This window comes from Paenibacillus sp. FSL W8-0186, assembly GCF_037969765.1.
Lineage (GTDB): Bacteria > Bacillota > Bacilli > Paenibacillales > Paenibacillaceae > Fontibacillus > Fontibacillus woosongensis.
Genome location: NZ_CP150207.1, coordinates 2690782 through 2716870, shown reverse-complemented (window position 1 = coordinate 2716870; position 26089 = coordinate 2690782). Strand labels below are relative to the sequence as shown.

Annotated in this window: 21 protein-coding genes and 1 pseudogene; 3 read left to right on the top strand and 19 right to left on the bottom strand. The window is 49.2% G+C overall.

Annotation, left to right across the window (positions count from 1 at the left end; translation table 11 throughout):
• Window positions 1–177: 177 nt before the first annotated feature.
• The 18 genes and pseudogenes from MKX50_RS12235 to MKX50_RS12150 all read right to left on the bottom strand — a co-directional run bounded on the left by MKX50_RS12235 (window position 178) and on the right by MKX50_RS12150 (window position 19779).
• Window positions 178–1908 (bottom strand): ABC transporter ATP-binding protein, encoded by a 1731-nt coding sequence (locus MKX50_RS12235; protein WP_213589366.1) that lies wholly within the window; start codon window positions 1906–1908, stop codon window positions 178–180.
• 228 nt (window positions 1909–2136) lie between these two features.
• Window positions 2137–3009, bottom strand: a complete 873-nt coding sequence (locus tag MKX50_RS12230; protein ID WP_339159816.1) for an alpha/beta hydrolase — start codon at window positions 3007–3009, stop codon at window positions 2137–2139.
• Window positions 3010–3063: 54 nt separating this feature from the next.
• Window positions 3064–4107, bottom strand: a complete 1044-nt coding sequence (locus MKX50_RS12225; protein ID WP_339159815.1) for an iron ABC transporter permease — start codon at window positions 4105–4107, stop codon at window positions 3064–3066.
• A pseudogene (locus MKX50_RS12220) lies at window positions 4091–5085 on the bottom strand (iron ABC transporter permease). The gene MKX50_RS12225 and the pseudogene MKX50_RS12220 overlap by 17 nt, the downstream one beginning before the upstream one ends.
• A gap of 11 nt (window positions 5086–5096) precedes the next feature.
• Entirely contained in the window at window positions 5097–6122 is a 1026-nt protein-coding gene (locus MKX50_RS12215) for an ABC transporter substrate-binding protein (protein ID WP_339159813.1), read from the bottom strand.
• A gap of 678 nt (window positions 6123–6800) precedes the next feature.
• Entirely contained in the window at window positions 6801–7796 is a 996-nt protein-coding gene (locus MKX50_RS12210) for an iron-hydroxamate ABC transporter substrate-binding protein (RefSeq protein WP_339159811.1), read from the bottom strand.
• A gap of 195 nt (window positions 7797–7991) precedes the next feature.
• Window positions 7992–8903, bottom strand: coding sequence for a LysR family transcriptional regulator (locus tag MKX50_RS12205; protein WP_339159809.1), 912 nt, complete (start codon window positions 8901–8903; stop codon window positions 7992–7994).
• A gap of 129 nt (window positions 8904–9032) precedes the next feature.
• Complete coding sequence (locus tag MKX50_RS12200) at window positions 9033–10610, bottom strand: sensor domain-containing diguanylate cyclase (RefSeq protein WP_339159807.1); 1578 nt, start codon at window positions 10608–10610, stop codon at window positions 9033–9035.
• A 189-nt stretch (window positions 10611–10799) separates the two neighbouring features.
• Window positions 10800–11255, bottom strand: coding sequence for a nucleoside deaminase (locus MKX50_RS12195; RefSeq protein WP_213588418.1), 456 nt, complete (start codon window positions 11253–11255; stop codon window positions 10800–10802).
• 2 nt (window positions 11256–11257) lie between these two features.
• Window positions 11258–12226, bottom strand: coding sequence for a carbamate kinase family protein (locus MKX50_RS12190; protein ID WP_339159806.1), 969 nt, complete (start codon window positions 12224–12226; stop codon window positions 11258–11260).
• Window positions 12227–12596: 370 nt separating this feature from the next.
• Window positions 12597–13070 (bottom strand): YhcH/YjgK/YiaL family protein, encoded by a 474-nt coding sequence (locus MKX50_RS12185; RefSeq protein ID WP_213588420.1) that lies wholly within the window; start codon window positions 13068–13070, stop codon window positions 12597–12599.
• 37 nt (window positions 13071–13107) lie between these two features.
• Entirely contained in the window at window positions 13108–13962 is an 855-nt protein-coding gene (locus tag MKX50_RS12180) for a MurR/RpiR family transcriptional regulator (RefSeq protein ID WP_213588421.1), read from the bottom strand.
• A gap of 11 nt (window positions 13963–13973) precedes the next feature.
• Window positions 13974–14852, bottom strand: a complete 879-nt coding sequence (locus MKX50_RS12175) for an ROK family protein (RefSeq protein ID WP_213588422.1) — start codon at window positions 14850–14852, stop codon at window positions 13974–13976.
• On the bottom strand, window positions 14849–15541 hold the full coding sequence (locus MKX50_RS12170; protein WP_213588423.1) for an N-acetylmannosamine-6-phosphate 2-epimerase: 693 nt from the start codon (window positions 15539–15541) through the stop codon (window positions 14849–14851). Before MKX50_RS12170 ends, MKX50_RS12175 begins: the two co-directional genes overlap by 4 nt.
• A gap of 31 nt (window positions 15542–15572) precedes the next feature.
• Complete coding sequence (locus MKX50_RS12165) at window positions 15573–16415, bottom strand: carbohydrate ABC transporter permease (RefSeq protein WP_155611182.1); 843 nt, start codon at window positions 16413–16415, stop codon at window positions 15573–15575.
• 14 nt (window positions 16416–16429) lie between these two features.
• Window positions 16430–17308, bottom strand: a complete 879-nt coding sequence (locus MKX50_RS12160) for a sugar ABC transporter permease (RefSeq protein WP_213588424.1) — start codon at window positions 17306–17308, stop codon at window positions 16430–16432.
• A 91-nt stretch (window positions 17309–17399) separates the two neighbouring features.
• Window positions 17400–18809: a sugar ABC transporter substrate-binding protein gene (locus tag MKX50_RS12155; protein ID WP_339159802.1), complete on the bottom strand. Its 1410-nt coding sequence runs from the start codon at window positions 18807–18809 to the stop codon at window positions 17400–17402.
• Window positions 18810–18864: 55 nt separating this feature from the next.
• Window positions 18865–19779: a dihydrodipicolinate synthase family protein gene (locus tag MKX50_RS12150; protein WP_339159801.1), complete on the bottom strand. Its 915-nt coding sequence runs from the start codon at window positions 19777–19779 to the stop codon at window positions 18865–18867.
• 403 nt (window positions 19780–20182) lie between these two features.
• On the opposite strand from MKX50_RS12150, the gene MKX50_RS12145 reads away from it, so the two are divergent.
• Entirely contained in the window at window positions 20183–20890 is a 708-nt protein-coding gene (locus MKX50_RS12145; RefSeq protein ID WP_339159799.1) for a DNA alkylation repair protein, read from the top strand.
• Window positions 20891–20909: 19 nt separating this feature from the next.
• Here the strand turns inward: MKX50_RS12145 and mgtE are convergent, their stop codons facing one another.
• On the bottom strand, window positions 20910–22244 hold the full coding sequence (mgtE, locus tag MKX50_RS12140) for a magnesium transporter (RefSeq protein WP_213588428.1): 1335 nt from the start codon (window positions 22242–22244) through the stop codon (window positions 20910–20912).
• Window positions 22245–22510: 266 nt separating this feature from the next.
• Here mgtE and MKX50_RS12135 point away from each other — a divergent pair, with 266 nt between their 5' ends.
• A complete protein-coding gene (locus MKX50_RS12135; RefSeq protein ID WP_213588429.1) occupies window positions 22511–23938 on the top strand; it encodes a PTS mannitol transporter subunit IICBA in 1428 nt (475 codons plus the stop codon).
• 75 nt (window positions 23939–24013) lie between these two features.
• Window positions 24014–26086 (top strand): PRD domain-containing protein, encoded by a 2073-nt coding sequence (locus tag MKX50_RS12130; RefSeq protein WP_339159797.1) that lies wholly within the window; start codon window positions 24014–24016, stop codon window positions 26084–26086.
• Window positions 26087–26089 lie beyond the last annotated feature (3 nt).

The following is a 26089-nucleotide window of genomic DNA, read 5'->3' as shown; positions in this document are numbered from 1 at the left end:
GGTTTCGTTCAACGGGCCAATAATATTCGTATGAAAGTGTGGGCAGAGACATTCCGATTCACTTCCCAAGAACTCTATGTAAGCCTCCATCGCAAAAAAAAGAATCCGCATCCAATGCGGATTCTTCATATCCAATATAGTTGGTACGGTATAGCATGCTTACCTAGATAAGCCGCATTACAGAGCTCCGACCGCGCTTTGAAACTGCGCTTGATGCAAACGGCTGTACGGGCCGCGAGCTGCGAGCAGCTCCTCATGCGTTCCCTGCTCGGCAATACCCTCCTCGTTGACGACGACGATGCGGTCGGCATTTTTGATCGTTGCCAGCCGGTGGGCGATTACGAGCGTCGTACGGCCTTTAGACAATTCGGCCAGTGATTGCTGAATGACCTGCTCCGTCTCCGTATCCAGCGCTGAAGTCGCTTCATCCAGAATGAGAATCGGCGGATTCTTGAGGAACATCCGCGCGATCGCGAGACGCTGCTTCTGTCCGCCGGACAGCTTCACGCCCCGTTCACCGATAACCGTCTCCATGCCGTCAGGCTGGGATCGGATAAATTCGTCCAGACGGGCCCGGCGCGCCGCCTCCCAGATCTCCTCTTCCGATGCGTTCAGCTTGCCGTATAGTATATTTTCGCGAATAGTTCCTGCAAATAAATACACGTCCTGCTGCACGATCCCGATCTGATGGCGCAGCGACTGCATCTTGATGTCCCGAATGTCTACGCCGTCTATTGTAATCGCTCCTGACTGCACTTCATAGAAACGCGGCAGCAGGCTGCACAATGTCGTCTTGCCGGCACCAGATGGCCCGACAAAGGCCACCGTCTCGCCTTGACGAATCGTCAGGTTAATATTGCTCAGTACAGACGATTCGCTATCGTATCCGAAGGACACACCCTCATAGCGAATCTCCCTCCGCAGTTCGCCGATCTCCACGGCATCCGGCCTATCCGCAATATCCGGTTCGGTATCGAGCAGCTCGACATAGCGCTTAAAGCCCGCGAAGCCTTGCGGGTAGCTCTCGATGATTGCATTGATTTTCTCAATCGGCCGGAAGAAGACGTTCGTCAGCAGCAAGAAGCCGACAAATTCGCCATAGGACAACTGCCCGCGAATAACGAACCACGTACCGCAAACCATGACGAACAGCGTCACCAGGCGCATCATCATGTAACTGATGGCACTGTTCTTGGCGATCAGCTTATAGGAGAACAATTTCGTCAGACGGAATCGTCCGTTATTCACAGCGAATCTTTCCTTCTCATGCTCTTCGTTCGCAAACGCCTGAACAACGCGAATTCCGCCGACGTTATCTTCGACACGAGCGTTAAAGTCGCCCACGTCGGTGAAGAGCTGATGAATCGCCTTGGTCATTTTGCCGTTAAAATACACGACAAGCCAAATGATGACGGGAACGACAACAAAGGTGAGAACCGCCAGCTTCCAGTTAATCGTAAGCATGAGCGTAAAAGAACCGGCCAGCGTCATGACGGCTATGAACAGATCCTCAGGTCCATGGTGAGCCATTTCGCCAATTTGCATCATGTCGTTCGTCAGTCTCGACATCAGATGCCCTGTCTTCGTGTTATCAAAAAAACGGAAGCTTAGTTTCTGAATATGATCAAACAGCTTCTTGCGCATATCCGTCTCAATATTTATCCCGAGCATATGCCCCCAGTAGTTGACGATATACATCAGAACCGTATTTAACAGATATAATGCCAGCAATCCCAGCGATGCCCAAACGATCAGATTCCATTCTTCATTGGGCAGTAAATCATCCACAAACCGGTTTACGACCAAAGGAAAACCCAGCTCCAGCAGGCCGGCGATCAAGGCGCAGCCGAAATCAAGCAGGAACAAGCCCTTATAGGGCCGGTAGTAAGCAAAAAAACGGCGAATCATCATACTCATTGGCTCATTCCAGCCCCTCTCTATTTTATTTTTTTCACAGCAGCTAGGCTGGAGATTCCGGAATGGCCGCCCCTCTCCTTCAAACCTGGAGGTGACGGCCAAATATTAATGCCATTGTAACCCACGTTGCTCGAAGCTACAATACACATTTGCGAAATCGTATTTGTACAAACTGAACGATTCTCATAGAAGCTGCTTTCACACGTTAGCTTGCCGCAGCTAGCCGTTTGCTGCTTGAACGAGTGCAAAGCGAACCGCACGGCTGATCAAGGCGGGCAGCACCGAGATGTGGCTCTCCCCGGCAAACTCGCAATATTCCACGCGCAGCTCAGATCCCTGCTCAGCCAGCTTCGCCAGTCGGTCAGCGAGCCCGCTCGCGTTCTCGACCATTCGGCTGGGATGTGACTGCTCCAGCTCCCCTGCTGTAATCAGCAAGCTCAGCTTTTGGGGCCTGCTTGAGCTATCCGCCTGCCCAGCTCCCTGCCCCATACGGGATACAAATCTCTGCTCCGCTTCAGCCATATAGGATTTGTTCCAATGAATTGAGGGACTGCCAGCAATATAGTTCTGAAATAAATGCGGTTGATCGAACAGAGCCTGCAGCACGAATAAGCCGCCAAGGGAATGCCCCAGTACGGCCTGCCTGCCGCCATCAATGGGAAATTGGCGTTCCACCTCCGGCTTCAGATCCTGCTCGATGAAATCAATGAACTCACTGACGCCGCCCAGCTCGGGCCAAGGCTTGCCCTCCGGTCCGGGAATGATCTGATCAGGCTGCGTCGGCATCGTGTAATCATAGTAGCGCGCAGGATCAAATAGCGCATCGCCCGGATAGCCGATGCCGATCACAACGGCGGGAGACACACCGGTTTTCTTCTGTACACGGGATTGTGCACGGACAGCATCCACCATAGTAGCAAATAGCGCATTTCCGTCTAGCAAATAGATGACCGGGTAGCCGCCTGAAGGCGGCGCTTCCTCCGGCTTAAAGGCAAAAATGCGATAATCGCGGTTCGCTGCCGTTGAGCGCATATCCCAATACTCCGTATTCGGCAGCGTAAATGACTGATTAATATTTTTCAACGAAACCACTCTCCTTCTTCATTGATCTAGAGCAACTCGTTAGCTGCTGCGGCAGAGTCGCATTCAGGCAATGCCCCGGCCTTTGGCTCTGTAGAGCAGAAAGATGAAATAAGGCACGCCAAGTAAGGCTATAACAACGCCTACCGGCAGTTCCGACGGAGCGAACGCCGTCCTGCCGATATAATCGGCCAGCATGACCATCAGCGCCCCCACTATACCGCAAACCGGCAGCATGTGCCGGTGCGTCTGGCCAACAAGGGCCCTTGCAATATGCGGGGCCATCAAACCGACAAAGCCGATCCCGCCCGAGACGGACACGCAGGCGCTGACAATGCCGATGCTGCACAGCAAGAGCAAGGCTTTTTCTTTTTCCGAGGCAATCCCCACGCTAATCACGCTGTCTTCATCCAGCTGGAACAAATCGAGCATGTACGACTTCCACACAATGAGCGGTGCTAGAAGCAGGAGCCAGGGAAGCATGGAAATGATATATTTCCAGCTGGCGTTATAAATGCTGCCCATATTCCATACCGCGGCCATTTCAAAATCGCCAGGGTTCATTTTCAAAGTCAGGTACAGAGAAATGGCGCTTAAGCCCGAGCCGATCGCAATGCCGGTAAGCAGCAGCCGCTGCGGCTCCAGCCGGCCATTTTTCCAAGAGAACATGTAAATCAGCATCGCAGCGATCAGCCCGCCTGCCAAGCCAAAAAGCGGCATCGCCAGAATAGACAGCCACCCGTCTCCCCGAATTTGTCCTTGATAGAAAAAGAGGAAAATAACCATGGCCGCCCCTGCGCCCGAATTAATCCCCAAAATGCCGGGATCGGCCAATCCATTGCGGGTAATACTCTGAATGACGGCTCCAGCCAACCCTAGCCCAGCCCCGACAAGCAGTGCAATGACGATCCGCGGCAGCCGAAACTCGAAAATAACCAAATCGTGCTCCGGCTGGGGGTGAATGCGCAGCAGCGTCTGGACGACATCCCGGATTCCGATATCGAAGGTGCCGTTCGTCAGGCTGATATACGCCGCCGCGAGAACCAGGGCAAGTCCAATCATAAACACCCCGGCAAAACGTAGATTCCTTGATCTATACACGCTTACCATCCCCCTTGGATCGAATTAAATAAAGAAAAAAAGGAACACCAAGCAGGGACGTAACTACGCCAATCGGCATTTCATAGGGATAATTCAAAAAACGGCTAACTACGTCGCAAAGTGCCAGAAACAGCGCTCCAACGATGCCGGAGCAGGGAATAATCCACCTGTAATTTACACCGGTCAGAAAACGGACGATATGAGGCACAATCAAACCGACGAATCCGATTTTGCCCGCTAGAGCTACTGAGATTCCCGTTAGAATGACGACGGTTAGCATGGTCGCGAATTTAATCAGCTTCGTTTTTTGTCCGAGACTAAGGGCAATTTCTTCACCGAGGCTCAGTACGGTGATGGACTTGGACAGCCAAATGGCCAGCACAATGCCTATGACGGCAAACGGTATCGCCAGTTTGATCAGCTCCGGGTTCAATTGATGCAGCCGAGCATTGTACCAGAAGCTGATATTCTGTGAAATTTGAAAATAAGCTGCCATCGCCGCGGATAAGCTGCTCAGAAACGTGCCGATAATCGTACCCAGAATCGCCATGTGTACCGGCGACAATCCGCCGGGGAGCAGCGAGGCAAGCCCAAAGACGATCACGATGCTGAGCGCCGAGCCCATGAAGGAATACAGGATCATTTCCATCGAGTTAGAATCCGGCATAAATACCATGCAGAGCGTGATGGCAAATGCCGAACCGTCCGAGACGCCCATAATAGATAATTTCTTGTCATCCCCTGCATTAATGCCCCGGATATGGCGAGAAAAGCTCCAATGAGCAGTGCCCCAACAGCTCTAGGCAATCGGGAATGGATGATGATTTGATGATTCACATTACCTGCATCGAAATGAAACAGCGCTTCTCGAATCGTGCCTATATCGATGTTCTTTGCACCATATATCACGGATATCACAATCGTAAACACGATTAGAAACGGAGAGCTCCCTAAGATCAGGACAGCTGCAGAATGCCTTGCCCGCATACCCGTCTCCGTCACTTCGCTTCAGCTAATTTGCTGTTCTTGATGGCTTCCAGAAACGCAATTTTGCTGTAAGCCGTACCGCCTTGAGCGCTCGGATCAACGATGTTCACGAACAGATTACCGTTTTTCACCGCATTGATGCTGCTCCAGATCGGGTTGCTCTGCAGTTCTTCCAGCGTTTTTGGCGTGTCCTTGTTCTCAGCCTCTGAGAATTGGACGAACAGGTAATCCGGATTCATTTCAGACAGCTTCTCCAGTGAGATCATTTGCTGCGCCTTCGCCTGCTTTACTTCCTCTGGTACATCCGCCCCCAGATCTCCGTAAAGCGATGGATTAAAGAAGACATCCTCCGGATAGATCATCATACTGCCGGCACGCAGCCGGATCATCAACACACTTTTACCCTTAAGGGCTGGTTCGATTGTCTCCCTCAATTCAGCGGCCTCTTGCTTGTACGATGCAAGCAATTGATCCGCTTGCTCTTCCTCGCCTGCAAGTTCAGCAAGCAGCTTCAAATTTGCTTCCCAGTCCGTAGAAATATGAGAGACAGGAATCGTCAGGCCCACCTTGTCCAGCTTCTCCAGCGTCTCAGCGGGAAACTTCGTACTGGCCAAAATAACGTCCGGCGCCAGCTTTAGAATCGTTTCGACGTTCGGCTGCGTCTTCTCCCCAATCGCGACTGCTTCTGCAGTTATTTTCGCAAATAACGGCTCGAAAGAACCTCCCATCGTCATCGCGCCCGCCGGTTTAACGTTGAGTACGAGAGCATCCTCCATTGACTCTACCGAACCGGTAATGACGATTTTCTCGACCTCGGCCGGCACCGTGTATTCCTGCCCCAAATATTTGATCGTTCTTGTCTCAGCCGATGCATGTCCGTCCTTGTTTGCGGAATTGCCGGCAGAAGAAGCGGAATTCTCCGTTTGCTGATGGGTTGTACCTGCGTTAGCCGGCTGGGCCTCTTCCTTGGCTCCACACGCGGATAGACCAAGCATCACCCCCAACGCTATAACTAGTAACGTTGATTTCTTTAACATGTCTTGCTCTCCCCTCATCTTCGATCATCCTTGAGAATCATATCTTTTTCATCGATAATCATTCTCAATTACAAATTATAGGCTGCCGATTTCTAACGGAACATAGACTAAATCCAGAAGGTGTTTGGACGATATCCATTTGGGTCCGCCAAGATAAGCAAAAAAGGAGCTATCTCAATAGTGATTTAGATGGCTGCAGCTCCTATTCTTTAGCTCTGTTTATATAAGCTGTTGGATATACCAACCTGTCGTAGTACAGGTGGTCGTACAGTTTTCGTACAGTCTTCATACAGATCGTATAGGCCGTAAAGTAAATGGATTTCATGTATCTAATATCCTCAAAAACGAATGCTTAAGGGGATTAGATGGATTTTATGCAGCTATAATCAGAGTCCATTCCATGATTGGCAATTTTCCCCCTTTTAACGACATGAAATCCATTTATATTCACATTTCCTTCTAGACCGCAGAAACTAATAACTATAAATCCATTTAAATGGAAAGAGCCAAAGCGGTGAGTATGAAATATGCTTAAGATGAGCCGCCATGAAGCAAAAAGCGCCATTTCCGGGGCTGATAGCCCAAGAACTGGCGCTTTTGTTCGTAAAAATGAATTCATCCGTTCCCGCTTTGAAAAAACTACTTTGGGACAGCAGCTATTCGTGTGCCTCCCTTTTTCTACTTCAAAATGCTATTTAATACATCATCGATGATTTTTCCGTTGGCAATCACACCCGTATAGAGCCAGCTCGATTCATTATCAAATTCATATATCTGGCCGTGCTTCACCGCCGGTAGTCCGGCCCAGATCGGATCGGTGAGCAGTTCTTCCATCGGTACAGCGGAGCTGACTATGAAAATGTAGTCTGCATCCAGCTCAGCCAGCTTCTCCGCCGAGATCTGATTCCAGTTCGCCGTGGCTGAAGCGGATATTTCCTGCACGACGGACGGCACCTTCATCCCGAGATCCCGATAGAGAACATCTCCGCTAGAGAGCTTCTCATGAACGATGTAAGTGCTCTTGCCTAGAGGCCACAGGACTGCAGCAGATTTCTCGCCGATGGCGGCTTGCAGCTTCTCATTGGCCTCATTCGCCTTCGCGTCGTAATCCGCGAGAGCCTTCTTGGCTTCCTCGGCCTTGTTTAGAACGTCTCCGACGGTAAGCAGCTCTTCCCGCCAGTCATTGTTCTGCTCTGTACCTACGGAATATGTAGGAGCTATTTTTGAATATTGTTCATATTTATCTCCAGCTGCCATGTCGGCACTGTCCATAAGGATCAAGTCCGGCTGGAAGCTCATTACCGTTTCATAAGGAAGCTCGGACGGAATCGTCGGTACATCCTTCAATTCATATTGCAAATAATTCTGTACCGTCTTGCCGTCTGCTACAGACCATTGCGCGACTGGTTTGACGCCTAGGGCTACGAGATGGTCCTCCAAATAAGAAGCGATGATCCGTTCGGGATTCGCCGGTACCTTCATTTCATGGCCTAGTGAATCCGTAAGCACACGCTCTGCCGGCTGAGATTCTTCGACTTGATTTCCGCCGGAAGCCGGGCTTGCGTTGCCGTTCGTACTAGCCGGGGCAGACCCGCCGGAACAGGCGCTCAACAGCAGAACCAAGCTTAATATTCCTGCTGCTGCAGCATATTTAGGTTTTCTGTTTCTGTTCATTCCTGAATCTCCTCACTGTATGACTGATAATGATAATTATTTTCAACGAAAATATTATAACCTGAATTGGCAGAAGATACAATCAAAATTCTCCAGATGAGAACGACCACAACAAACCGTTCTGTCGATAAGGTACTATGTAACAACTGTTATAGCGTACTCCAATAACTATGACTAACCTATAACTTAAGACTATCAACCGTAATCCTTGGCTACAGATTCCTTGAGCGCCTCTACATAGGCTGTACCCAGCTTCGACAACGGCATGTTCCGATGCGAAATCCAGCCCACATTGATCGACTCGTCACATTCCAGGGGCACCGGAATGATGTCGCGTCCATTCAAATCGGCGCTCAGCACCCCCGTGGAAATCGTATAACCGTTAAGGCCGATCAGCAAATTAAACAGCGTCGCTCTGTCGTTGACCCGGATCAGCTTCTTATGGGACAGCGTGCTTAGAATTTCCTCCGAGAAATGAAACGAGTTGAATTCGCCCTGGTCGAAGCAGAGGAACGGATAATCGTCGAGCTGATCAATAGTGACAATGGGCTGTTTCGCAAGAGGGTTCCTGGCGCTAATAAAAATATGCGGCCGCGCCACAAACAAGCTGGTAAATTGCAGCCCGGCATCGTCCAGCAGCCTGTTTATGACCTTGGCATTGAATTCATTCAGATACAGGATGCCGATTTCGCTGTACATATGCTTGACATCCTCGATCACTTCGTAGGTCTTCGTCTCTCGCAGCGCCAGCTCGTACTCGTCATGTCCATATTGATTCACGAGTTCCACAAAAGCACTGACCGCAAAAGCATAATGCTGAGCTGATACGGAGAAATGCTGGGGAGCCGGCTTCACATTCAAATAGCGGCTCTCCAGCAGCGCCGCTTGCTCGACGACCTGACGGGCATAGCTCAGGAATTCCGCACCGTCCTTCGTGAGTACAATGCCCTTATTCGTCCGTTCAAAAATCGTAATCTGCAGCTCCTCCTCCAAATCTTTGATCGCATTGGACAGGCTGGGCTGCGAAATGAACAAGCGCTTCGCGGCTTCGTTCATCGACCCGCGGGTAGCCACCTCTATCACGTATTTCAACTGCTGAAGGGTCATCCTTCACGCCTCCTTTACTGTGATGATTATTGCATCTTTGCAATAAACCGACCAGTCATCCTGGTCGGCTGTCGGCGTAATATTTAAGCGGCTGATACCATAGATCAAAAATGGTTCAATGTATAGATGCTAAGCCTGTATGACATCGTGTGGTTCGAAAGCGACGATCTGATTTCGTCCGCGTTTCTTCGCTTCATACAGGGAAGCATCCGCCTTGGCCACAAGACCATCGAGATCGGAAGCATGCTCGGGATATGCAGCCACTCCCGCGGAGACCGTTACGATGTCTCCGCATGGACTCACCGTTCTTTCCATCTTCGATCTCAGTCTCTCCGCCACTTTTACTGCATCCTGCTGGGCCGTGTCTGGCAGCAGGATGACGAACTCTTCTCCGCCATAGCGGCAGCATATATGATTCGACCCTGCCGTTTCCGTCATTTGCATGGCCAGAAATTGCAGTACATGGTCTCCAGCCGCATGACCGTAAGTATCGTTTACCCGTTTGAAATGATCGATATCGAGCAGGATCAGCGAGAATGGCTTCTCTTCCTCCAGCCACTTCTTCATATGCTCCTCCATTCCGCGGCGATTCGCCAATCTGGTCAGTGAATCAGTCCTCGATTGATGAGTGGAATAATTGATGCGATTATGAAGAATCGCGAGGCTGTGAACAAGCGCCTTCTTTAACTGAATGACCTCATAGTACCAAGCAGGAATTTTCGCGATATGCTTCTCCTGGTTTTTCTCCGTGCTATTCTCTGTATAATAAGCCAGCTTATGCAGTGGCTGCGCTATTTTATTGGACAGCCAGATGATGAATATGAGCGATACGAACAAGAACGGAAAGGAGGTAACGATCATCTTCTTCAGCATTTCCTTCGCAGGAGCCAGTGTTACCTCCGTATCCCGCTGCGATACCACGCCCCAGTCGGCCGTAGGAATATAACTGTATCCTGCCAGCATGTCCTTCTTCTTCGTGTTAATGACCCGCTCGGCCCCCCGCTCTCCATTCATCAGCTTCCGAACGACCGGATTCTCGTCCACGACTTCATTAACGCGGCTTTGATCCTGATGATATATGATACGTCCGTCCTGATCTACTACGTAAACATACGAGCCGTCTTTGTAGAAATGTTCTCCCAGAATTTCATTGAGAATGTTCATTTCCTTCAAATAAAGCGTCCCGCCAACCAGACCCAAATAATTATACTGCTCATCGAAAATTGGATATGAGATAAAAATAATCAGTCGTCCCGTAATCCCCGTGTAGGGTTTCGAAATGAGCGGCCTTCTCTCTTCCAGCGCTTCCTTGCTCTCAGGTGAAGTCAATATTCTACCTTTAAGATCAAGCGATTGCGGAGATGTAGCCAATACTTTTCCGCTGGGATCAGTAATCGCCACGGAATTGAAAGTATTCGTTTGCATTTTCAAACGATCCGCTTCCTTCAGAAGAGCCGCCTCGTCATCCATGATTGTCGCGATTTCCGCCGCGCTAACGCTCAAAGTCTGCAATGTCGTATAAAGGAAGCCATCCGTCGCCTGCGCCAGCTTCTCCGCATACATCCGGTTCGTCTCCAGCGTGTTGGCAATCAGCGTCTGCTTGTTGGTGTCGTATCCGCTCAGCAAGCTGCTTATCAGCGTTAAACTGAAAGATAATAGAGCCACACAAACAATCAAATACCGCAGCGACAGTTTCATTCTTTTCATTTACGAGTCTCCCATTTCAACTGATGTAGGCTAATCCGTTGAATTCTATCATATTTACGAGTGGTTTTAAACAATGATTTTAGATAGGTCGCTGCCGCATGATAAAGGGATCATCGTAACATCAAAAAAGCCCTCCCCCGCAGAGAAAATGCAGGGCAGGACTGGCAAATTGGGATATATGCTATTGAATTATTGGTTCTCTTGCAGCTTGTGAAAGTGCTCAAATAATTTGTCGCAATCTTCGCGAGCAGGCACCTTCACCATATTCAGCACGCTTGTATCTTTGCCTGTCAAATAATTGCGCAGATGCATGTCGCTGAAGCCGTGTCTATCCGCATCTTCGGCCGTGTTGCAATAGTACACCTCTTTGATGCCTGACCAAATAATAGCGGATACACACATCGGACAAGGCTCGCAGGTCGCATAAATGACGCAGTCGGAGAGGTCCATCGTACCCAGCGTTTTGCACGCTTCTCTAATCGCGACCATTTCCGCATGCTGCGAAGGGTCGGTATCGGCCATCATGCGGTTGCTGCATACGGCAATAATTTCATCGCCGCGTACAATAGTAGCTCCGAAAGGTCCTCCCATGTTGTTGTCCATGCCCTCGATGGTTTTGTCTGCTGCTAGTTTCATGTAATCCATGTTCATACATCCTCCCCATATGATTTTACGATATGCGTGCCTGCCGCGTTGTTGATTGCGGCCTTCAAGCTTTCCGGATTGGTAATAATGACTCGGGAGCCGCTTTTCTCTAGGAAGCTTAGGCTGGCCTCGATTTTTGGCAGCATACTGCCTTTAGGGAAATGCTCTTCGAGCACATATTGCTTCGTTTCGGACACCGTAATTTTATCCAGCGCTTTCTGGTTCGGCTTGCCGAAATGAATGAACACTTTGGGAACACCAGTCGTAATAATCAGGATCTCGGCTTGGATTTGATCCGCCAGCAAGCTCGTTGCCAGATCCTTGTCGATTACGGCATCAATGCCTTCATAAGTCTGATCCGCTCTCTTGACAACGGGAATTCCGCCCCCGCCGACGGCGATAACCACGTAGCCGCTCTCAATTAACGATTTGATGGCATCCTTCTCGACGATGTCGATCGGCTGCGGCGAAGGCACGACGCGCCTGTAGCCGCGGCCCGAATCTTCCACGAAGACCCAGTCCGGGTGCTCCTTTTCCAGCTCCTGCGCTTGTTCCAGCGTAAAGAAGGAGCCTACTGGCTTGCTCGGTTTTTTGAAATTCGGATCATTGCTGCTCACTTCGACCTGTGTGATGACGGTTGCTACCTTTTGCTTCATACCGCGGCGAATGAATTCATTCGTCAGTGCCTGCTGAATTTGATAACCGATGCCGCCTTGGGTATCCGCTACACAGTTGACAAGCGGGACGCTAGGCATGCCGGCCACTTTCTCGGCGATTTCCCCCCTGCGAAGTGTATAGCCTACCTGCGGGCCGTTGCCATGAGTCACAATGACTTCACAGCCCGCTTCTACCATATCTGCAATGTTGACGGCAATTTCGCAAACAGACTCGTACTGATCCTGAATTGTGTCATAATCGTTTCCTTTGACAAGTGCGTTTCCGCCAATCGCTACGACTACCAGTTTTCCCACTTCAATCCTCCCAAGTCACTTAGCTGCCTGCATATTCTCGTTTGTTTCTTGTAGAGAAAAGTGTATAGCACAAACGAAATGATCAGCCCGCTAAAGAACGCAAAGTCTTTTAACGTTACTAATAATGGAGCATTCGTGAATCGGTTCGCCAAAACGATTTCCCCACCTACGATGAGGGGGTTATAAGTGACCATCCATAGTATGATATACGACAGCACCGTCGGAAAGTCCAGTCCTAGAATGTTGAAGCCGCCTTACAGTACATGTTATCAAGAAATTTACATGGAGAACTATCCGCCGAGATTCAATAAGTGTCAAAATGAAAAAGCAAAAGTCCTTAATGCAGAACTTTTGCTTTTGCTTATATGATTCACGATTCGAACATATTGATATGAATCTTAACCACAAGCTTGCGGATGGCCGCCGGCTGCTCAGCCATGCCTGGTCTATGAATATCATGCGGAAAAAATACGGCGAACATTCCGGGCTTCATCGCTAATTTCACTTCTTCATCTGAAGGCTGATACAGCGCATAGTCCCCTTCCTCATCATACGCCTGCACAGGTTGTTCTCCGCCTTCAGCAGGCGACCATCCGATCATCTCCTCGCCTTCGATCAGATAATGCACATCGATATAGGTTTCATGCTTCTCTGCTACCTGCTCTGTAAACGGCTTTGCTTCCAGTTCCATAACCGAAGCATACATCTCATCGCCCCGAATCTCGACGCGCCCAGGGGACGGCGGATCGCTAACGATGCTTTGGATCGCTTCAATCGCCTCTATAATGGCCTTATGCTCAAATTTATGATCATCTTTCCAGGTTGCTAGTGAGCCTAAAATCATATGCATCTCCCCGTAACTAATCATAAATTAACTTTACTTATAATAGCTTCTCGCTAACCGCTGCTGCGGTATTCTCCTTGTTGGCGATCGATTGCTCTTTCGCTCTTTTGAAATATTCGGTATATAGTACGTCCAGCAAATAGAGCTGGGATATTTTCGCTGATAAGGAGCCTCCCTGCAGCGGACCTTCATTGGCTCCGCACAGCAGTGTAATATCCGAATACGAAGTTAGCGGTGACTTGACGAACCGTGTAATCGATATTACCGTTGCGCCGCGCTCCTTTGCCTTCTTCGCCACTTCAATATTGTCCTTGGTTGAACCTGAATACGAAATGATCACAGCTACATCCCGCTCGGACATGAGAGCCGCCGACATCATCTGCAGATGTGAATCAAAGGTGCACTCCGCCTTATTTGTGATCCGCATGAACTTGACTTTGGCCTCCATGGCCGTGATCAGTGACGAGCCCACGCCAAAGAACAATATCCGGTCGGCCCCGATCAAATAATCGATGGCCTGATCTATTTTCTCAATGTTTAATAAATTAAAAGTCTCATTCAATGCGCTGATATTTGAAGACAGCGCCTTGGACGCGACCTGGTCGATCGAATCATCCATGAGCACCTGGTCGGTCAGCTGCGGAATCTCATTGTCCACGGTAATGCTGTGAGCCAGGGCGATTTTAAATTCCTGGTAGCCTTTATAGCTAAGTGATTTGCAAAAACGGAATATGCTGGATTCCCCAACATTACAGGCATCGGCCAAATCCGTAATGGACATGTAGACCACGCTCGCAGCATTTTCCAGCACATAGTCAGCTACCTTCTTCTCTGTATTCGTTAAATTGTTGTACTTGGAATGAATCGAAGTAAAAATACTTAATGGCCGCAAATTCTCTCCCCCTATCGACAAAATAGTGATGCCGCTCCAAGAACGCCCGCTTTATTCCCTAGGGAGGCTTTCAGAATTTTCACATCACGATAGCTTTCCATAACCGCTGCCTTCGTTCTGGCTTCTACAAGCTGAACCAGCTCATCCTGCTCCATTACGCCACCCCCGACTATAACGGCAGAGGGATTAAAGATATGAATGATTGAGGCTAAACCGTAGACGACTTCATCCACCCAGACGTGCAGAACTTGCTCCAGCTGACTGTTTCCCTGCTTGATCTTCTCGAACAGCATTCTGCCATTCCTGCAGTCGGGGTCAACGTCCCTGGCCATTTCCACCAAAGCCGTCGTTGAAGCATATTTTTCGTAAAAAAGAGGGGTACCCCCGTTGCCGCGATCGGCCACGGCATGTGTCACGATATGGCCAAATTCAGCAGCCACGCCGTTAGCCCCCTTATAAACCCGGCGATCGATCACGATGGCCCCGCCGATCCCCGTACCATAAGTCAAGCATAAAAAATCATCCAAGTGCCGGGCAGCGCCGAAAAATGCTTCTCCGAGCGCGGCCGCGTTCACATCATTTTCAACTTTTACAGGTTTATGAAATTTCTCCTCAAGCATGTCCTTTATTCTCATGCCGGTGTAATCTGGTATATTTTCGTTAGCGAAGACGATAATTCCTGCTTCCGAATCAACTTGCCCGGCCGTACTGATGGCAATTGCATCAAAATCGTCATATTCCGCAAGCTTGTCCATCAATCGGGCCATCACATGAGGGCCGCCTTGGCGGCTCTCCGTGGCGTATTCCTGGAATTTCTCCATCCTTCCGTGTTCATCACAGATGCAGAGCTTTGTATTCGTTCCGCCAATATCCGCGGCTAATATTCTCATTCTCTCACTGCCTTCACGAACCGCTGCGTAATTTCCATCGGCCGGGTGATGGCAGAGCCAACCACCGCCGAATATACGCCAAGGTCGTACATTTTCTTCAGCTGCTCCGGCGTCGAGATCCCGCCTTCCGAGATAACGGGAACCGATAGGCGGCTTACAAGCCGCTCCACTAAATCAAAATCAGGCAAAGCTATGCCTTTCGTCGCTTCTGTGTATCCGCTTAAAGTCGTGCCTACGAGATCAAATCCCAGCTCCTCGGCCATGATTCCTTCCTCGAACGTTGAACAGTCCGCCATAAACAACTGATCCTTATACATCTCTCTAATACGCGGGAACAACTCGGAAATCGTCGTCCCATCGGGACGGATGCGGACAGTTGCGTCCATCGCGATAATATCTACGCCTTCATTGTACAGAGCTTCAACTTCCTTTAATGTCGGTGTAATGAACACATCCGAACCTTCATATACCTGTTTGATAATGCCGATGATCGGCAATTGAACTGTTTTCTTGATCTCTCTAATATCTTCCACGCTATTCGCACGAATGCCTGCTGCTCCGCCCAAATAGGCGGCATATGCCATTCTCCCCATAATAAAGGGGCTATGAAGAGGCTCCTCAGGCAGCGCTTGGCAGGATACGACTAATCTATGATGGATCTCTTTTAGCACTTTATGATCTGTATTCATCTGTAAACCACTCCACGTTTTTATATGTTTATTACTCTTTCACTGCCCCGGCCGTAATGCCTGATGTAAAGTAGCGTTGGAACAATACGAAAATGATCAGCATCGGAATTGCGGCAACGGTCGCTCCCGCCATTTTGTAAGCAAAGTTAGGGTTGAGATCCTGCATCAGGGTCGCGGTGCCGACCATTAGTGTTTTCATCAATTTCTCCTGGCCAACGACCAATTGCCACAAATAGTCGTTCCAAACCTGGACGAAATTAAGGATGAACAATGCTCCAATGCCCGGTTTAACGATCGGCAGCATGATTCTCGTAAATGTTCGCCACTCGCTGGCACCGTCGATTCTCGCCGCTTCCCTGAGCGCATTTGGCGTCGTATCGAAGAACCCTTTTAATAGAAATACCCCGAATGCCCCCGCTACGTTTGGCCAGATCATTCCGCCGTAGGCATTTACCATGTGGAAATTCTGGACGATGCGGAAGAGCGGTACAATCATGATTTCCTTCGGAATCATCAAGCTGGATATGAAAATAATATAAATTAGATTGCTGAATTTAAAATTGATTTTCGAGAAAGCGTACGCTGCCATCGAACCGATGACAATGACCAGAATGGTTGTAACGCCAGACACGTAAATACTGTTGAACGTCCACCGCAAAGCGGGCTGGTTTTGAAATATATCGACATAATTGGAGAAAGTAATCGTCTTTGGCCACCAGTCTGGCGGCATCTTGACGACGTCCGAGCTGTTTTTCAAAGAGCTTGTAAATAACCAATATAGCGGAAACAGGTTTAAAACAGCGAAGAGGGTAATGATCGCGTTTGAAACGATATCGAACTTCTCCATTTTTTTCTTGTTCTTGATTTGTGACATTGAGCTTATCCCCCTCACTTCTCCTGAAGCATGCTTTTCAATTGAGGTACTGAGAGCAGCAGCGTGATGATGAACATAATCACCCCAACCGCAGAAGCAACTCCGAGCTGATTATATTTAAATGCGTTGTTGTACAGGTAATACATCAGAGTCACGGAGGCATTGTTAGGACCGCCGCCAGTCAATAACTGGATGACGACGAATATTTTCAGAACAGCAATGATGTTAATGATCGTGATGTACACGGTCGTCGGTTTGACGGATGGAATCAATATTTTAAGGATGACCTGCCATCTGTTGGCCCCATCCACTTCTGCCGCTTCGAATAGATCTTTGGGTACGCCGATCATCGCTGCGATATACAGGATGATTGCTTGGCCGACGTTGGTCGCAAAGGTGACGAAAATAATGACGGGCATAACCGTCTTGGGATTACCGAGAAGGTTCACTGTACCTAGCCCCATATCGCGGGCAAAATACGAAATCAATCCATTTGCCGGATTAAGCAAAAAGCTCCAAACCATACTCATGACAACCATAGAAACCATGACAGGAATATAATAGCTTCCCCGGATGAAGGAGACATATCTGGCGTTCTTGTCAAAGATTGCCGAAGCTACGAATAACGCAAAACCAACCGTAAGAATGACGATAAATACGACAAAGATGACGGTGTTAAATAAGGCCTTGAAGAAAACCGGATCACTAAACAGGGTCAGGTAATTATCGAAGCCGACAAACGTCTCGCTCTGATAGTTAATCCGGTACATGCTCAGCCTGATGCCTTCAATGATCGGATATACAAGGAAGAGCAAGAATACCAGCATCTGAGGTAAAATAAACAAATAACCGGTCATATTCTCTTTGGCATAAATATTTCTTCGTAGTTTCATATCCATTTTACCTTTCTAATTAGCAGCCTTGAGCCTAGCAAACTTCCAATGCTCAAGGCTGTTAATCGTGTAATGTTGATCAGCCGGCAGACTATTTATTGTAGATGACAGAGCCGGCTTTATTCTGCTCAATCACCTTGTTGCCATTCGTTTGATAGTCTTTCACCATTTGCTCAGGCGTTTTTTGTCCCAAGTAAAGCGCTTGAAGCTCTGGGTACAGTACTTCTCTCAATTGGCTGTAGCCTGGAACGTTGCCCGTAAAGTTGAACAAATATTTAGAGTTGGCATCGTAAGCCGCGAAGAGCGGATTTTCGCCTTTCAATTCCTCCGAAACCGAGCTTCTTACAGGGATGCCGTTCTTCGAGGATTTCACCAGTTCGGGATCCGTAGAGAAGAATTTAACGAAATCCTTGGCCACCTCTACTTTTTTCGCATTGCCAGATTGGAACACGCTGGCACCAACAACGTACGTAAAGGACAGCGGATCTCCGCTTTCAGACGGAATATTGGCCAAGCGTACGTCAAATTTCGGCGAAGTGCCATTCTCCATATTCGTCTTCATGTTGCTGAAGAGAACCGGATTGGTAAAACTAATGCCGAGCTGCTGATTCTGGAACATGGCGTTTGCATCGTTGGAGGATACGGACTCAGCACCTGGATTGGTGTAGCCGCCATCATACAGCTTTTTGAGCCAAGCTGCAGCCTTAGCACCGTTTGCATCATCCAGCACAATGTTGCCTTCGCTGCTGAAGAACTTGTTGCCGAACATTCTCAGGTAAGCCAGATTCCAAGTATCGCCTTGGTTATTCACGGCATACAGTGCCATTGGATAAGCATTCGCATATTTGTCTTTAGGCAGGTTATTCTTCAGTCCGTCCAGGATTTGTTGATACTCGTCCATGGTCCAGGTTTTAATCTCGTTTTCGTCGCCGACAAATTTCTCTAAGCCGGCTGCTCTGAACATATCGGCATTGTAGACAAGCGTGCCAGGATTATGCTGGAACGGATAGAAATATACATCATCTCCGAACGTCACCGCATCCCAGAAGCTTTGGTCGATGTCCTTTTTAGCCGCATCATCAACGATGTCCGTTAGCGGTACAAGCGCGCCGCGGTGTACATAGTCGCCCATCGGGAAGACGCTTTCAAAAAACACATCCGGTGGCGTGTTGCTGCTGAGGTTAACATTAAGAAGCTGGTCGCGCTGATCTCCCGCAATCACTTCCACTTTAACGCTGGCATCGTATTTATCGTATTGTTCTGAGAATTTCTTAGCCGCATACTTCAAGAAGCTGTCATAGTCGGCGCCTTGCTCCGAGGCATCCAGGACGCCCTTCCATTGCGGCGTCAGCCATGCCGTAATTTCGACTTTTTCCTTGCCGCCCTTGCCTGCGTTGGATGCCGCATCGCTGCCGGCTTTATTGTTTCCAGAGCATCCCGCAATCATCGAAACAATAACCATAAGTGCAACCGTTGTCATTAACAGACGCTTTTTAAACATGTGTAAGCCTCCTTAAGTAAATAAAGATCCATCGTGAATAGATTAAGATTTTGGATTACTTGCAGTGGCGTTCAACCGCCTGATCGATCATCTGAACGATCCCATCAACTCGGGCCAAATCTTCTTCGCTGATGTTATGCATTGGGGCTCTTACTCCACCGATATCCACGCCTCTTCTTCTCAGCACTTCCTTGATAACGGCATACATGGAGCCATCCTGAGAACATAGGGCGATAATAATGTCGTTAATGTCGCTCTGAATCGCTGTCGCTTCGGCAAATTTGCCGGCCTTTACCCATTCATTCGCTTGCAGGAACAGCTCTGGCATGGAGGCGTACGTTCCGCCGATTCCAGCGTCGGCTCCCATGATTCTTCCGGATACGAACTGCTCATCAGGGCCGTTGAATACGATCACGTCATCACCGCCGACTTTTTTGAATCGCTCAATGTCCATGGTCGGCATCGAAGAATTTTTAACGCCAATGACTTTTTTATTCTCCAGCATTTTGGCGAACAATGCCGGACTAAGCGTATATCCCGTCGTTTGCGGAATGTTATAAATAATGAAAGGAAGATCCGTTGCCTCAATAATGTCGCTCCAATATTTAAAAACGGCACGGTCAGGAAGCTTGAAGTAAATTGGCGGGATAGCCGATAGCGCATCATAACCCAGTTCCGCCGCATGCTTCGCTAATTCGATGCTGTCTCTCGTCGACGGAGCGCCCACATGGGCAATCAAGGTCATTTTGCCTCTCAACTGGTTCGCCACATACGTTAGCACGGCTTTGCGTTCATCGAGATTGTGATAGATGCACTCCCCAGAGCTTCCGCCAACGTAGACGCCTTGCACTCCTTTGCCTAACAAGTAATCGCACAGATCCTTCGTCCGCGCTTCCGAAATGTTGCCTTCTTCGTCATAGCATGCATAGAAGGCCGGTAGGATGCCGTGAAACTTTTCTAATGAAGCCATTTTTCTTTCCTCCTTGGTTGTCTGCATTGCCTTTGTTCTCGAATGGTCATGAGCCCTGTGTTCGTAAATTATTTTCACTTATATCTAGTATATGAAAAATATTTCCGCCAGAAATCATGACAAGGTGTTCGTGTTAAATCCGATGACCTCCCCCGTTCGATGATACGAATGCGACATGAATCTGGAAGCCCTTACATAACATTGGGTTGTTAGTATTTAATTTTGGCTCCTTCTATATTCAACTTATCATGAATTTTCGATTTTGTAAATTATTTTCTCCGAAATATAATTGTTGAAAATTTCTTCCGGTGATAGGATATTGAATTTCCTTTCCTGTCTTCATCCTCTTCTACAGATTATTGTGTTACCATATGATCAATTCATTCTAAGGAGAGTAAGCCTAATGACACTAGCAGAAGTGATGACGAAGCTCGAGGAACTGGGCACTGAGCAAACGAAGAAAACCTTTATGCGCCATGGAGCTAAAGAGCCCCTCTTCGGCGTCAAGGTCGGAGATCTGAAGAAGCTGGTGAAGCAAGTGTCTAAGGACCAGGGATTGGCCCTGGCTCTTTATGACACTGGCAATTCTGACGCCATGTATTTGGCCGGACTGTCCATCAACCCGCAAATGATGACATTGCCCCAGCTGAAACACTGGGTCAAACAGGCTAACTGGTACATGCTGGCCGAATATACGGTTGCAGGCGCAGCGGCAGAGAGCCCTTACGCACTGAAGCTGGCAAGGGAATGGATGCGTTCCGATAACGAAATGATCGCGACCTGCGGCTGGAGCACGTATGCCAATTACGTGTCCATTACTCCCGATGACCAGCTTGACCTGGAGGAAATCCGCACCTTGCTGCGGCTGATCGAATCCTCGATTCATGAGGAGCAGAACCGGGTCCGGTATACGATGAATATGTTTGTCATCATTGCAGGAAGTTATGTGACTGGTCTATATGATGAAGCTATTGCCGTCGCTGAAAGCATCGGCAAGGTTCACGTCGATGTCGGCCAAACCGCTTGCAAGGTTCCGTTAGCTGCCGATTACATTCGCAAGGTAGCACAGCGCGGCAAGCTGGGCATCAAGAAAAAAACCTGCATCTGCTAAGGACGCCCATCCTTTAGGACTATAGATGGAGTAAAATTCTGGCCACAGTGAAATAGATGATTAAGCCGGTGCCGTCCACGAGCGTCGTAATGAATGGCCCGGAGATCACGGCAGGGTCCGCCTTCAGCTTATGCAGAACGAGAGGCAGGATGGCGGCCACGAAGGAAGCCCACAGCACGATGATCATTGCCGTTAAGCCCACGACTAAGCCTACGTTCATCTCAACGCCGAGCATCCAGGCACGAAGGTAGGCGATAATAAAAATCGTTGAGCCGGTCATGATTCCGGTGACCAGTTCCTTCCGGATTACGCGGAACAGATCTCTAAAGTGCACTTCACCGACGGCAAGCGCCCGGACAAGCGTGGACACGGTTTGCGTCCCGGTATTGCCTCCGGTGCCAATGAGAAGCGGTATAAAGAATGCAAGCGATATGACTTCGGTCAACGTATCCTCATAATGCCTTAGCACCGTCCCGGTATACGCCTCGGCGACAAACAAAATCAGAAGCCAGATGATCCTTTTTCGATAAAGATGAAATACAGAGCTCTTGAAATAAGTACCCTGAAGCGGCTGGCTTCCGCCGAGCATCTGAATATCCTCCGTCGCCTCCTCCTGCATGACGTCGATCAAGTCATCGACGGTAACGACGCCGATCAGACGCTGCTGGGCGTCCACGACCGGCAGCGCAACCCAATCGTAACGCGACAGCAGCTCAGCCGTTTCCTCTTGGCCCATCGTAGCTGGGACGGAGATAGGTTCATCCGCGATTTCCTGCAGTAGAGTAGCGGGATCAGCCAATATGATTTTTTTCAGCGAAACGACCCCTAACAGCTCCCCTTTCATTCCAGTTACATAAATATAAGCCGTAATTTCTGCCTCGCGCCCGACCTTGCGTATGTGCTCCAGCGTAGTATCCATCGTCCATTGGCCAGGTGCGGCGATATAATCAATTGTTGCCAGGCTCCCTGCCGTTTCCTCCGGAAACGTCATCAAAGTCTGCAGGCGCTTGCGGTAATCGTCCGGCAGCAAATCCAGCAGCTTGTCCGCCTGATAGCGATGAATCGCCAGCATCATGTCCGCTACCACATCACTGGGCAGCTCATTGAGAATTTGCGAAGTCAGATTCACATCCAGATTGTGCAGAATCTTATACTGTACAAGCGGTTCCAGGAACTCCAAAATTTCCGCCGCCACAACCGGGGGAAGAAGCTCCATCAGTCTAAGCTGCTCCTCCGCCTTTAATTTCTCCAAACTTTCTGCCAAATCAATCGGTCTGAAGGCCTCCGCAAATGTAAGCATCTGGTCCAGATCCGCTGTCAAGATCTTCTGCCTCATTTGATTAAGATCGATCATTATAACGTACTCCTTTGAATTTGTTATTCATGCCTAATATTCCATTATACCACGGTTGAAAGCAGGCAAAGCATTTATACAGGTTCTTACTAAGGTATAAGGCGCATGCTTTCTTCAGACAATAAAATCATGTCAACAGCCATCATGAAGCAACCTGCTTTTGATTTCATTGCTACTGAAATCGCTAACAGCTACGATAGTTATAGGATATATGAACTACACATCAACTTCAGATTCAACAAATTAATTTGTGGAGGTCAAAAAATATGGATACTGCACAATCATCTGGCTTTAAAGTTCTAGTGCAGCGGTTCGGCCGATTCCTAAGCGGAATGGTTATGCCGAACATCGGTGCATTCATTGCCTGGGGTCTGATTACAGCCCTGTTCATTCCGACAGGCTGGATCCCGAATGAAGGTCTGGCTTCGCTTGTCGGACCAATGATCACTTACCTGCTCCCGCTCCTTATCGGTTACACGGGCGGACACATGATTCACGGCGTACGCGGTGGCGTTATCGGTGCCGTCGTAACGATGGGTGTAGTTGTAGGTGCGGATATCCCGATGTTCCTCGGAGCCATGATCATGGGTCCACTTGGAGCTTGGGTCTTGAAAATGTTCGACAAATCGGTTGAAGGTAAAATCCCTGCCGGTTTCGAAATGCTGGTCAACAACTTCTCCTCTGGTATCATCGGCGGTGCGCTTGCCCTAGGAGCATTTAAAGGCGTTGGCCCAGTCGTTCAAGCGTTCAGCAACGTTCTGGCTGCGGGTGTTGAGTTTCTGATTAATACGGGCCTGCTGCCGCTCGCTAATCTGCTGATCGAGCCTGCAAAAGTATTGTTCCTGAACAATGCCATCAACCACGGGATTCTTGGCCCGCTGGCATTGGAGCAGGTGTCCAAGGCAGGACAATCCATTATCTTTATGCTGGAGTCTAACCCGGGGCCTGGTCTTGGTATTCTGCTAGCTTACTGGGTATTCGGCAGAGGAATGGTAAAGAACTCTGCCCCTGGTGCGGTTATCATTCACTTTTTGGGCGGTATTCATGAAATCTACTTCCCGTACATCCTGATGAATCCGCGTTTGATCCTTGCGGCGATCGGCGGCGGCATGGCTGGTACGTTTACCTTCTCGATTCTGGGCGCTGGTCTCGTAGCTGCACCTTCGCCAGGAAGTATTATCGCCTACATGGCGATGACGCCAAAAGGCGGATACCTAGCCATGTTCGCAGGTGTCCTGGTCGCAACCGTCGTATCGTTCTTGATCGCTTCCCTGCTGCTGAAGACTGCGAAAGACAGCGGAGAAGAAGGCGGTGACCTGGAAGAAGCACAAGCTAAGATGAAACAAATGAAAGCTGACGCTAAAGGCACCAGCACGCCTAGCGCTTCTGAAGCCAGCAATGAGGTTAAATCCAAAGAAGATGTGAAGAAAATCGTCTTCTCTTGTGATGCCGGTATGGGATCCAGTGCAATGGGCGCATCAATCCTGCGGAAGAAGGTCAACGCTGCCGGCTTGCCGATTACGGTTACCAATACAGCGATTAACGACATCCCGGCTGATGCGGATATTATCTTTACTCATAAAACACTGACAGACCGGGCACGTCTGAAAAATCCGAACGCAGAGCATATATCCATCGAAAACTTCTTGAAGAGTCCTGAATATGACGCGCTCGTCGAAAGATTGAGCAAGTAATCCCAAGCTTGGCGCTGACAGATTTTCTGTCGGCGTTAAGCTCATTTCTCTCGTGAAGGATGATGCCATATCATAATGTCAACTAGACAACGCCGGATTGTAGAGCTGCTGTTCAATCAACAGAATGAAATTACAGCTGCAGATATCGCTGCCGAGATTGGAACCAGTACGCGAACCATTCACAGGGAGCTAATTGATATTGAACCTGCCCTTGCGGCTCATGGCATTACACTTCACAAGAAGTCGGGAATCGGCATCAAAATCGAAGCGGACAGCGAGCAGATCGAATTGTTCAAACAAGAGTTGAATCTATCCGTGCCTGCCGAATATTCTCCCGAGGAACGGAAAATCCTGATCCTGTGCAAGCTCCTGCAGTATGATGAGCCGATGAAGCTGTTCACCCTCGCTCATGAACTAAATGTGACCATGCCTACGATTAGCAGTGATTTGGACCAGCTGGAGGATCAGATCAACGAACAGCAGCTGACACTCGTCCGCAAACGCGGCTACGGGGTTGAATTAACGGGCAAGGAACAAGCGAAGCGGCAAATGATTAGTTTGCTCGCTATCAAATACTTAGATGATTCCGATTTATTTGGACACCAAGATGATCCTAGCGATCATGCCGTTGTACATCCGCTGACCAACCAGCTTCTGAGCATGGTCGGCAAAGCGCAGTTTTTCAAGCTAGAGCGGGCATTCTGGCAAATCAACAAGCAATACCCGATTCGTTTGTCAGAGGCGGCTTATACTCGTTTGCTGATCCGGCTATCTGTGGCTCTGACCCGAATTGAGCACGGCTGTCTCATTCGTCAGGATCAGGAGCTTACTGCCCAACCGGGCACTTCATCTGTCAAGGACAACGGCCAGCTTGCCCGTCTCCTCCAACTGCTCGAATTGGAGCTCCCTCAGGCCGAGGAAGCATATCTAGGCAGCTTACTCAGGGGCGAAGCACAGCATGAGCTGGGATTGCTTGTCAACCATAACGACATGTCGCTCATCGAAACGGTAACCGAGTTGATCCGCTATATCGAGATCAAGACGCAGATTTCTTTTATGAATGACCGCTCGCTCGTCGAGGGCTTGATCCAGCATATGCACCCTGCCTTTCAAAGGATTGCCAGCGGCATTGCCATTCGCAACCCGATTCTGACACAGATCAAAAAAGATTATGACGAACTGTTCACTCTCGTCAGGCAGGGCGTCGATCAGTTCGTGCAAACCCTCCACGTCCCGGACGAGGAAATCGGTTATATCGTGATGCATTTCGGTGCCGCCATCGAACGCTCCAAGCAATTTCCGTGGAAAGTCCGGGCCGTGCTCGTCTGCACGAGCGGCATCGGCTCGTCGAAGCTATTGGCGGTACGTATTCACAAGGAGCTGCCGCAAATCGAGCTGATCGGCCATCTGTCCTGGTATGAAGCTGTACGGCTGCCAGCGGACGATTATGATTTGATTATTTCAACCGTGAATTTGCCGCTGGCATCTGACAGGTATATTAAAATCAGCCCGCTGCTCACGGAGGATGAGGCCACAAAGCTAAGAGCTTTTATTCATGACATTACTTTAAAAAACAAAGAGCCCTCCCCCGCTGCCGCTGCTGACCCGGATCATGGCCCGCTCGATCGGCTGAGACAGCTGCATATCTACTCAGATATTGTGCTGCAGCTGCTGGAGAACTTCAGAGTTCACAGGATGAACCGAAGTTCCGGAGGGCCTGACCTGCAGAGCCAGCTGCTGCATATGATCTCCACGATTGAACAGCCCAGCGTATTGCTGAACAAGGAGAAGATCGTGGACCAGCTGCTGCATCGGGAAGAGCAAGGCAGCCTGGTCATGCCCGATACGGAGATCGCCTTAATCCACACGCGAAGCGAATGGGTACAGCAGCCGCTCATCTCCCTGTTTCGATACGATATGCCGATTAAGCTCAACCATGAAGCCGGTGATGTTAAGCAGGTCCTGCTGATGCTGGGTCCCATGAAGCTGGACAAGGCAAGTCTCGAAGTACTGAGCGAAATCAGCGGAATGCTGCTCCTCACCGACATGGTTGCGCTGCTCGAGGAAGGAAGCAAGGAAGAGATCACAGGTTTCATCTCCGGGCAACTGGAGAAATATATGATAAGAAAATTGGATTGGAGAGATTAAACC

Bases quoted from the DNA above. Each gene is read 5' to 3' on its own strand.
- MKX50_RS12145 (WP_339159799.1), top strand. From the start codon at position 20,183: ATGACACTAGCAGAAGTGATGACGAAGCTCGAGGAACTGGGCACTGAG.
- MKX50_RS12215 (WP_339159813.1), bottom strand. From the start codon at position 6,122: ATGTTAAAGAAATCAACGTTACTAGTTATAGCGTTGGGGGTGATGCTT.
- MKX50_RS12195 (WP_213588418.1), bottom strand. From the start codon at position 11,255: ATGGATTACATGAAACTAGCAGCAGACAAAACCATCGAGGGCATGGAC.
- MKX50_RS12150 (WP_339159801.1), bottom strand. From the start codon at position 19,779: ATGGCTTCATTAGAAAAGTTTCACGGCATCCTACCGGCCTTCTATGCA.
- MKX50_RS12135 (WP_213588429.1), top strand. From the start codon at position 22,511: ATGGATACTGCACAATCATCTGGCTTTAAAGTTCTAGTGCAGCGGTTC.
- mgtE (WP_213588428.1), bottom strand. From the start codon at position 22,244: ATGATCGATCTTAATCAAATGAGGCAGAAGATCTTGACAGCGGATCTG.
- MKX50_RS12155 (WP_339159802.1), bottom strand. From the start codon at position 18,809: ATGTTTAAAAAGCGTCTGTTAATGACAACGGTTGCACTTATGGTTATT.
- MKX50_RS12175 (WP_213588422.1), bottom strand. From the start codon at position 14,852: ATGAGAATATTAGCCGCGGATATTGGCGGAACGAATACAAAGCTCTGC.
- MKX50_RS12185 (WP_213588420.1), bottom strand. From the start codon at position 13,070: ATGATTTTAGGCTCACTAGCAACCTGGAAAGATGATCATAAATTTGAG.
- MKX50_RS12235 (WP_213589366.1), bottom strand. From the start codon at position 1,908: ATGATTCGCCGTTTTTTTGCTTACTACCGGCCCTATAAGGGCTTGTTC.
- MKX50_RS12200 (WP_339159807.1), bottom strand. From the start codon at position 10,610: ATGAAAAGAATGAAACTGTCGCTGCGGTATTTGATTGTTTGTGTGGCT.
- MKX50_RS12225 (WP_339159815.1), bottom strand. From the start codon at position 4,107: ATGGTAAGCGTGTATAGATCAAGGAATCTACGTTTTGCCGGGGTGTTT.
- MKX50_RS12170 (WP_213588423.1), bottom strand. From the start codon at position 15,541: ATGAATACAGATCATAAAGTGCTAAAAGAGATCCATCATAGATTAGTC.
- MKX50_RS12210 (WP_339159811.1), bottom strand. From the start codon at position 7,796: ATGAACAGAAACAGAAAACCTAAATATGCTGCAGCAGCAGGAATATTA.
- MKX50_RS12130 (WP_339159797.1), top strand. From the start codon at position 24,014: ATGTCAACTAGACAACGCCGGATTGTAGAGCTGCTGTTCAATCAACAG.
- MKX50_RS12165 (WP_155611182.1), bottom strand. From the start codon at position 16,415: ATGTCACAAATCAAGAACAAGAAAAAAATGGAGAAGTTCGATATCGTT.
- MKX50_RS12205 (WP_339159809.1), bottom strand. From the start codon at position 8,903: ATGACCCTTCAGCAGTTGAAATACGTGATAGAGGTGGCTACCCGCGGG.
- MKX50_RS12160 (WP_213588424.1), bottom strand. From the start codon at position 17,308: ATGAAACTACGAAGAAATATTTATGCCAAAGAGAATATGACCGGTTAT.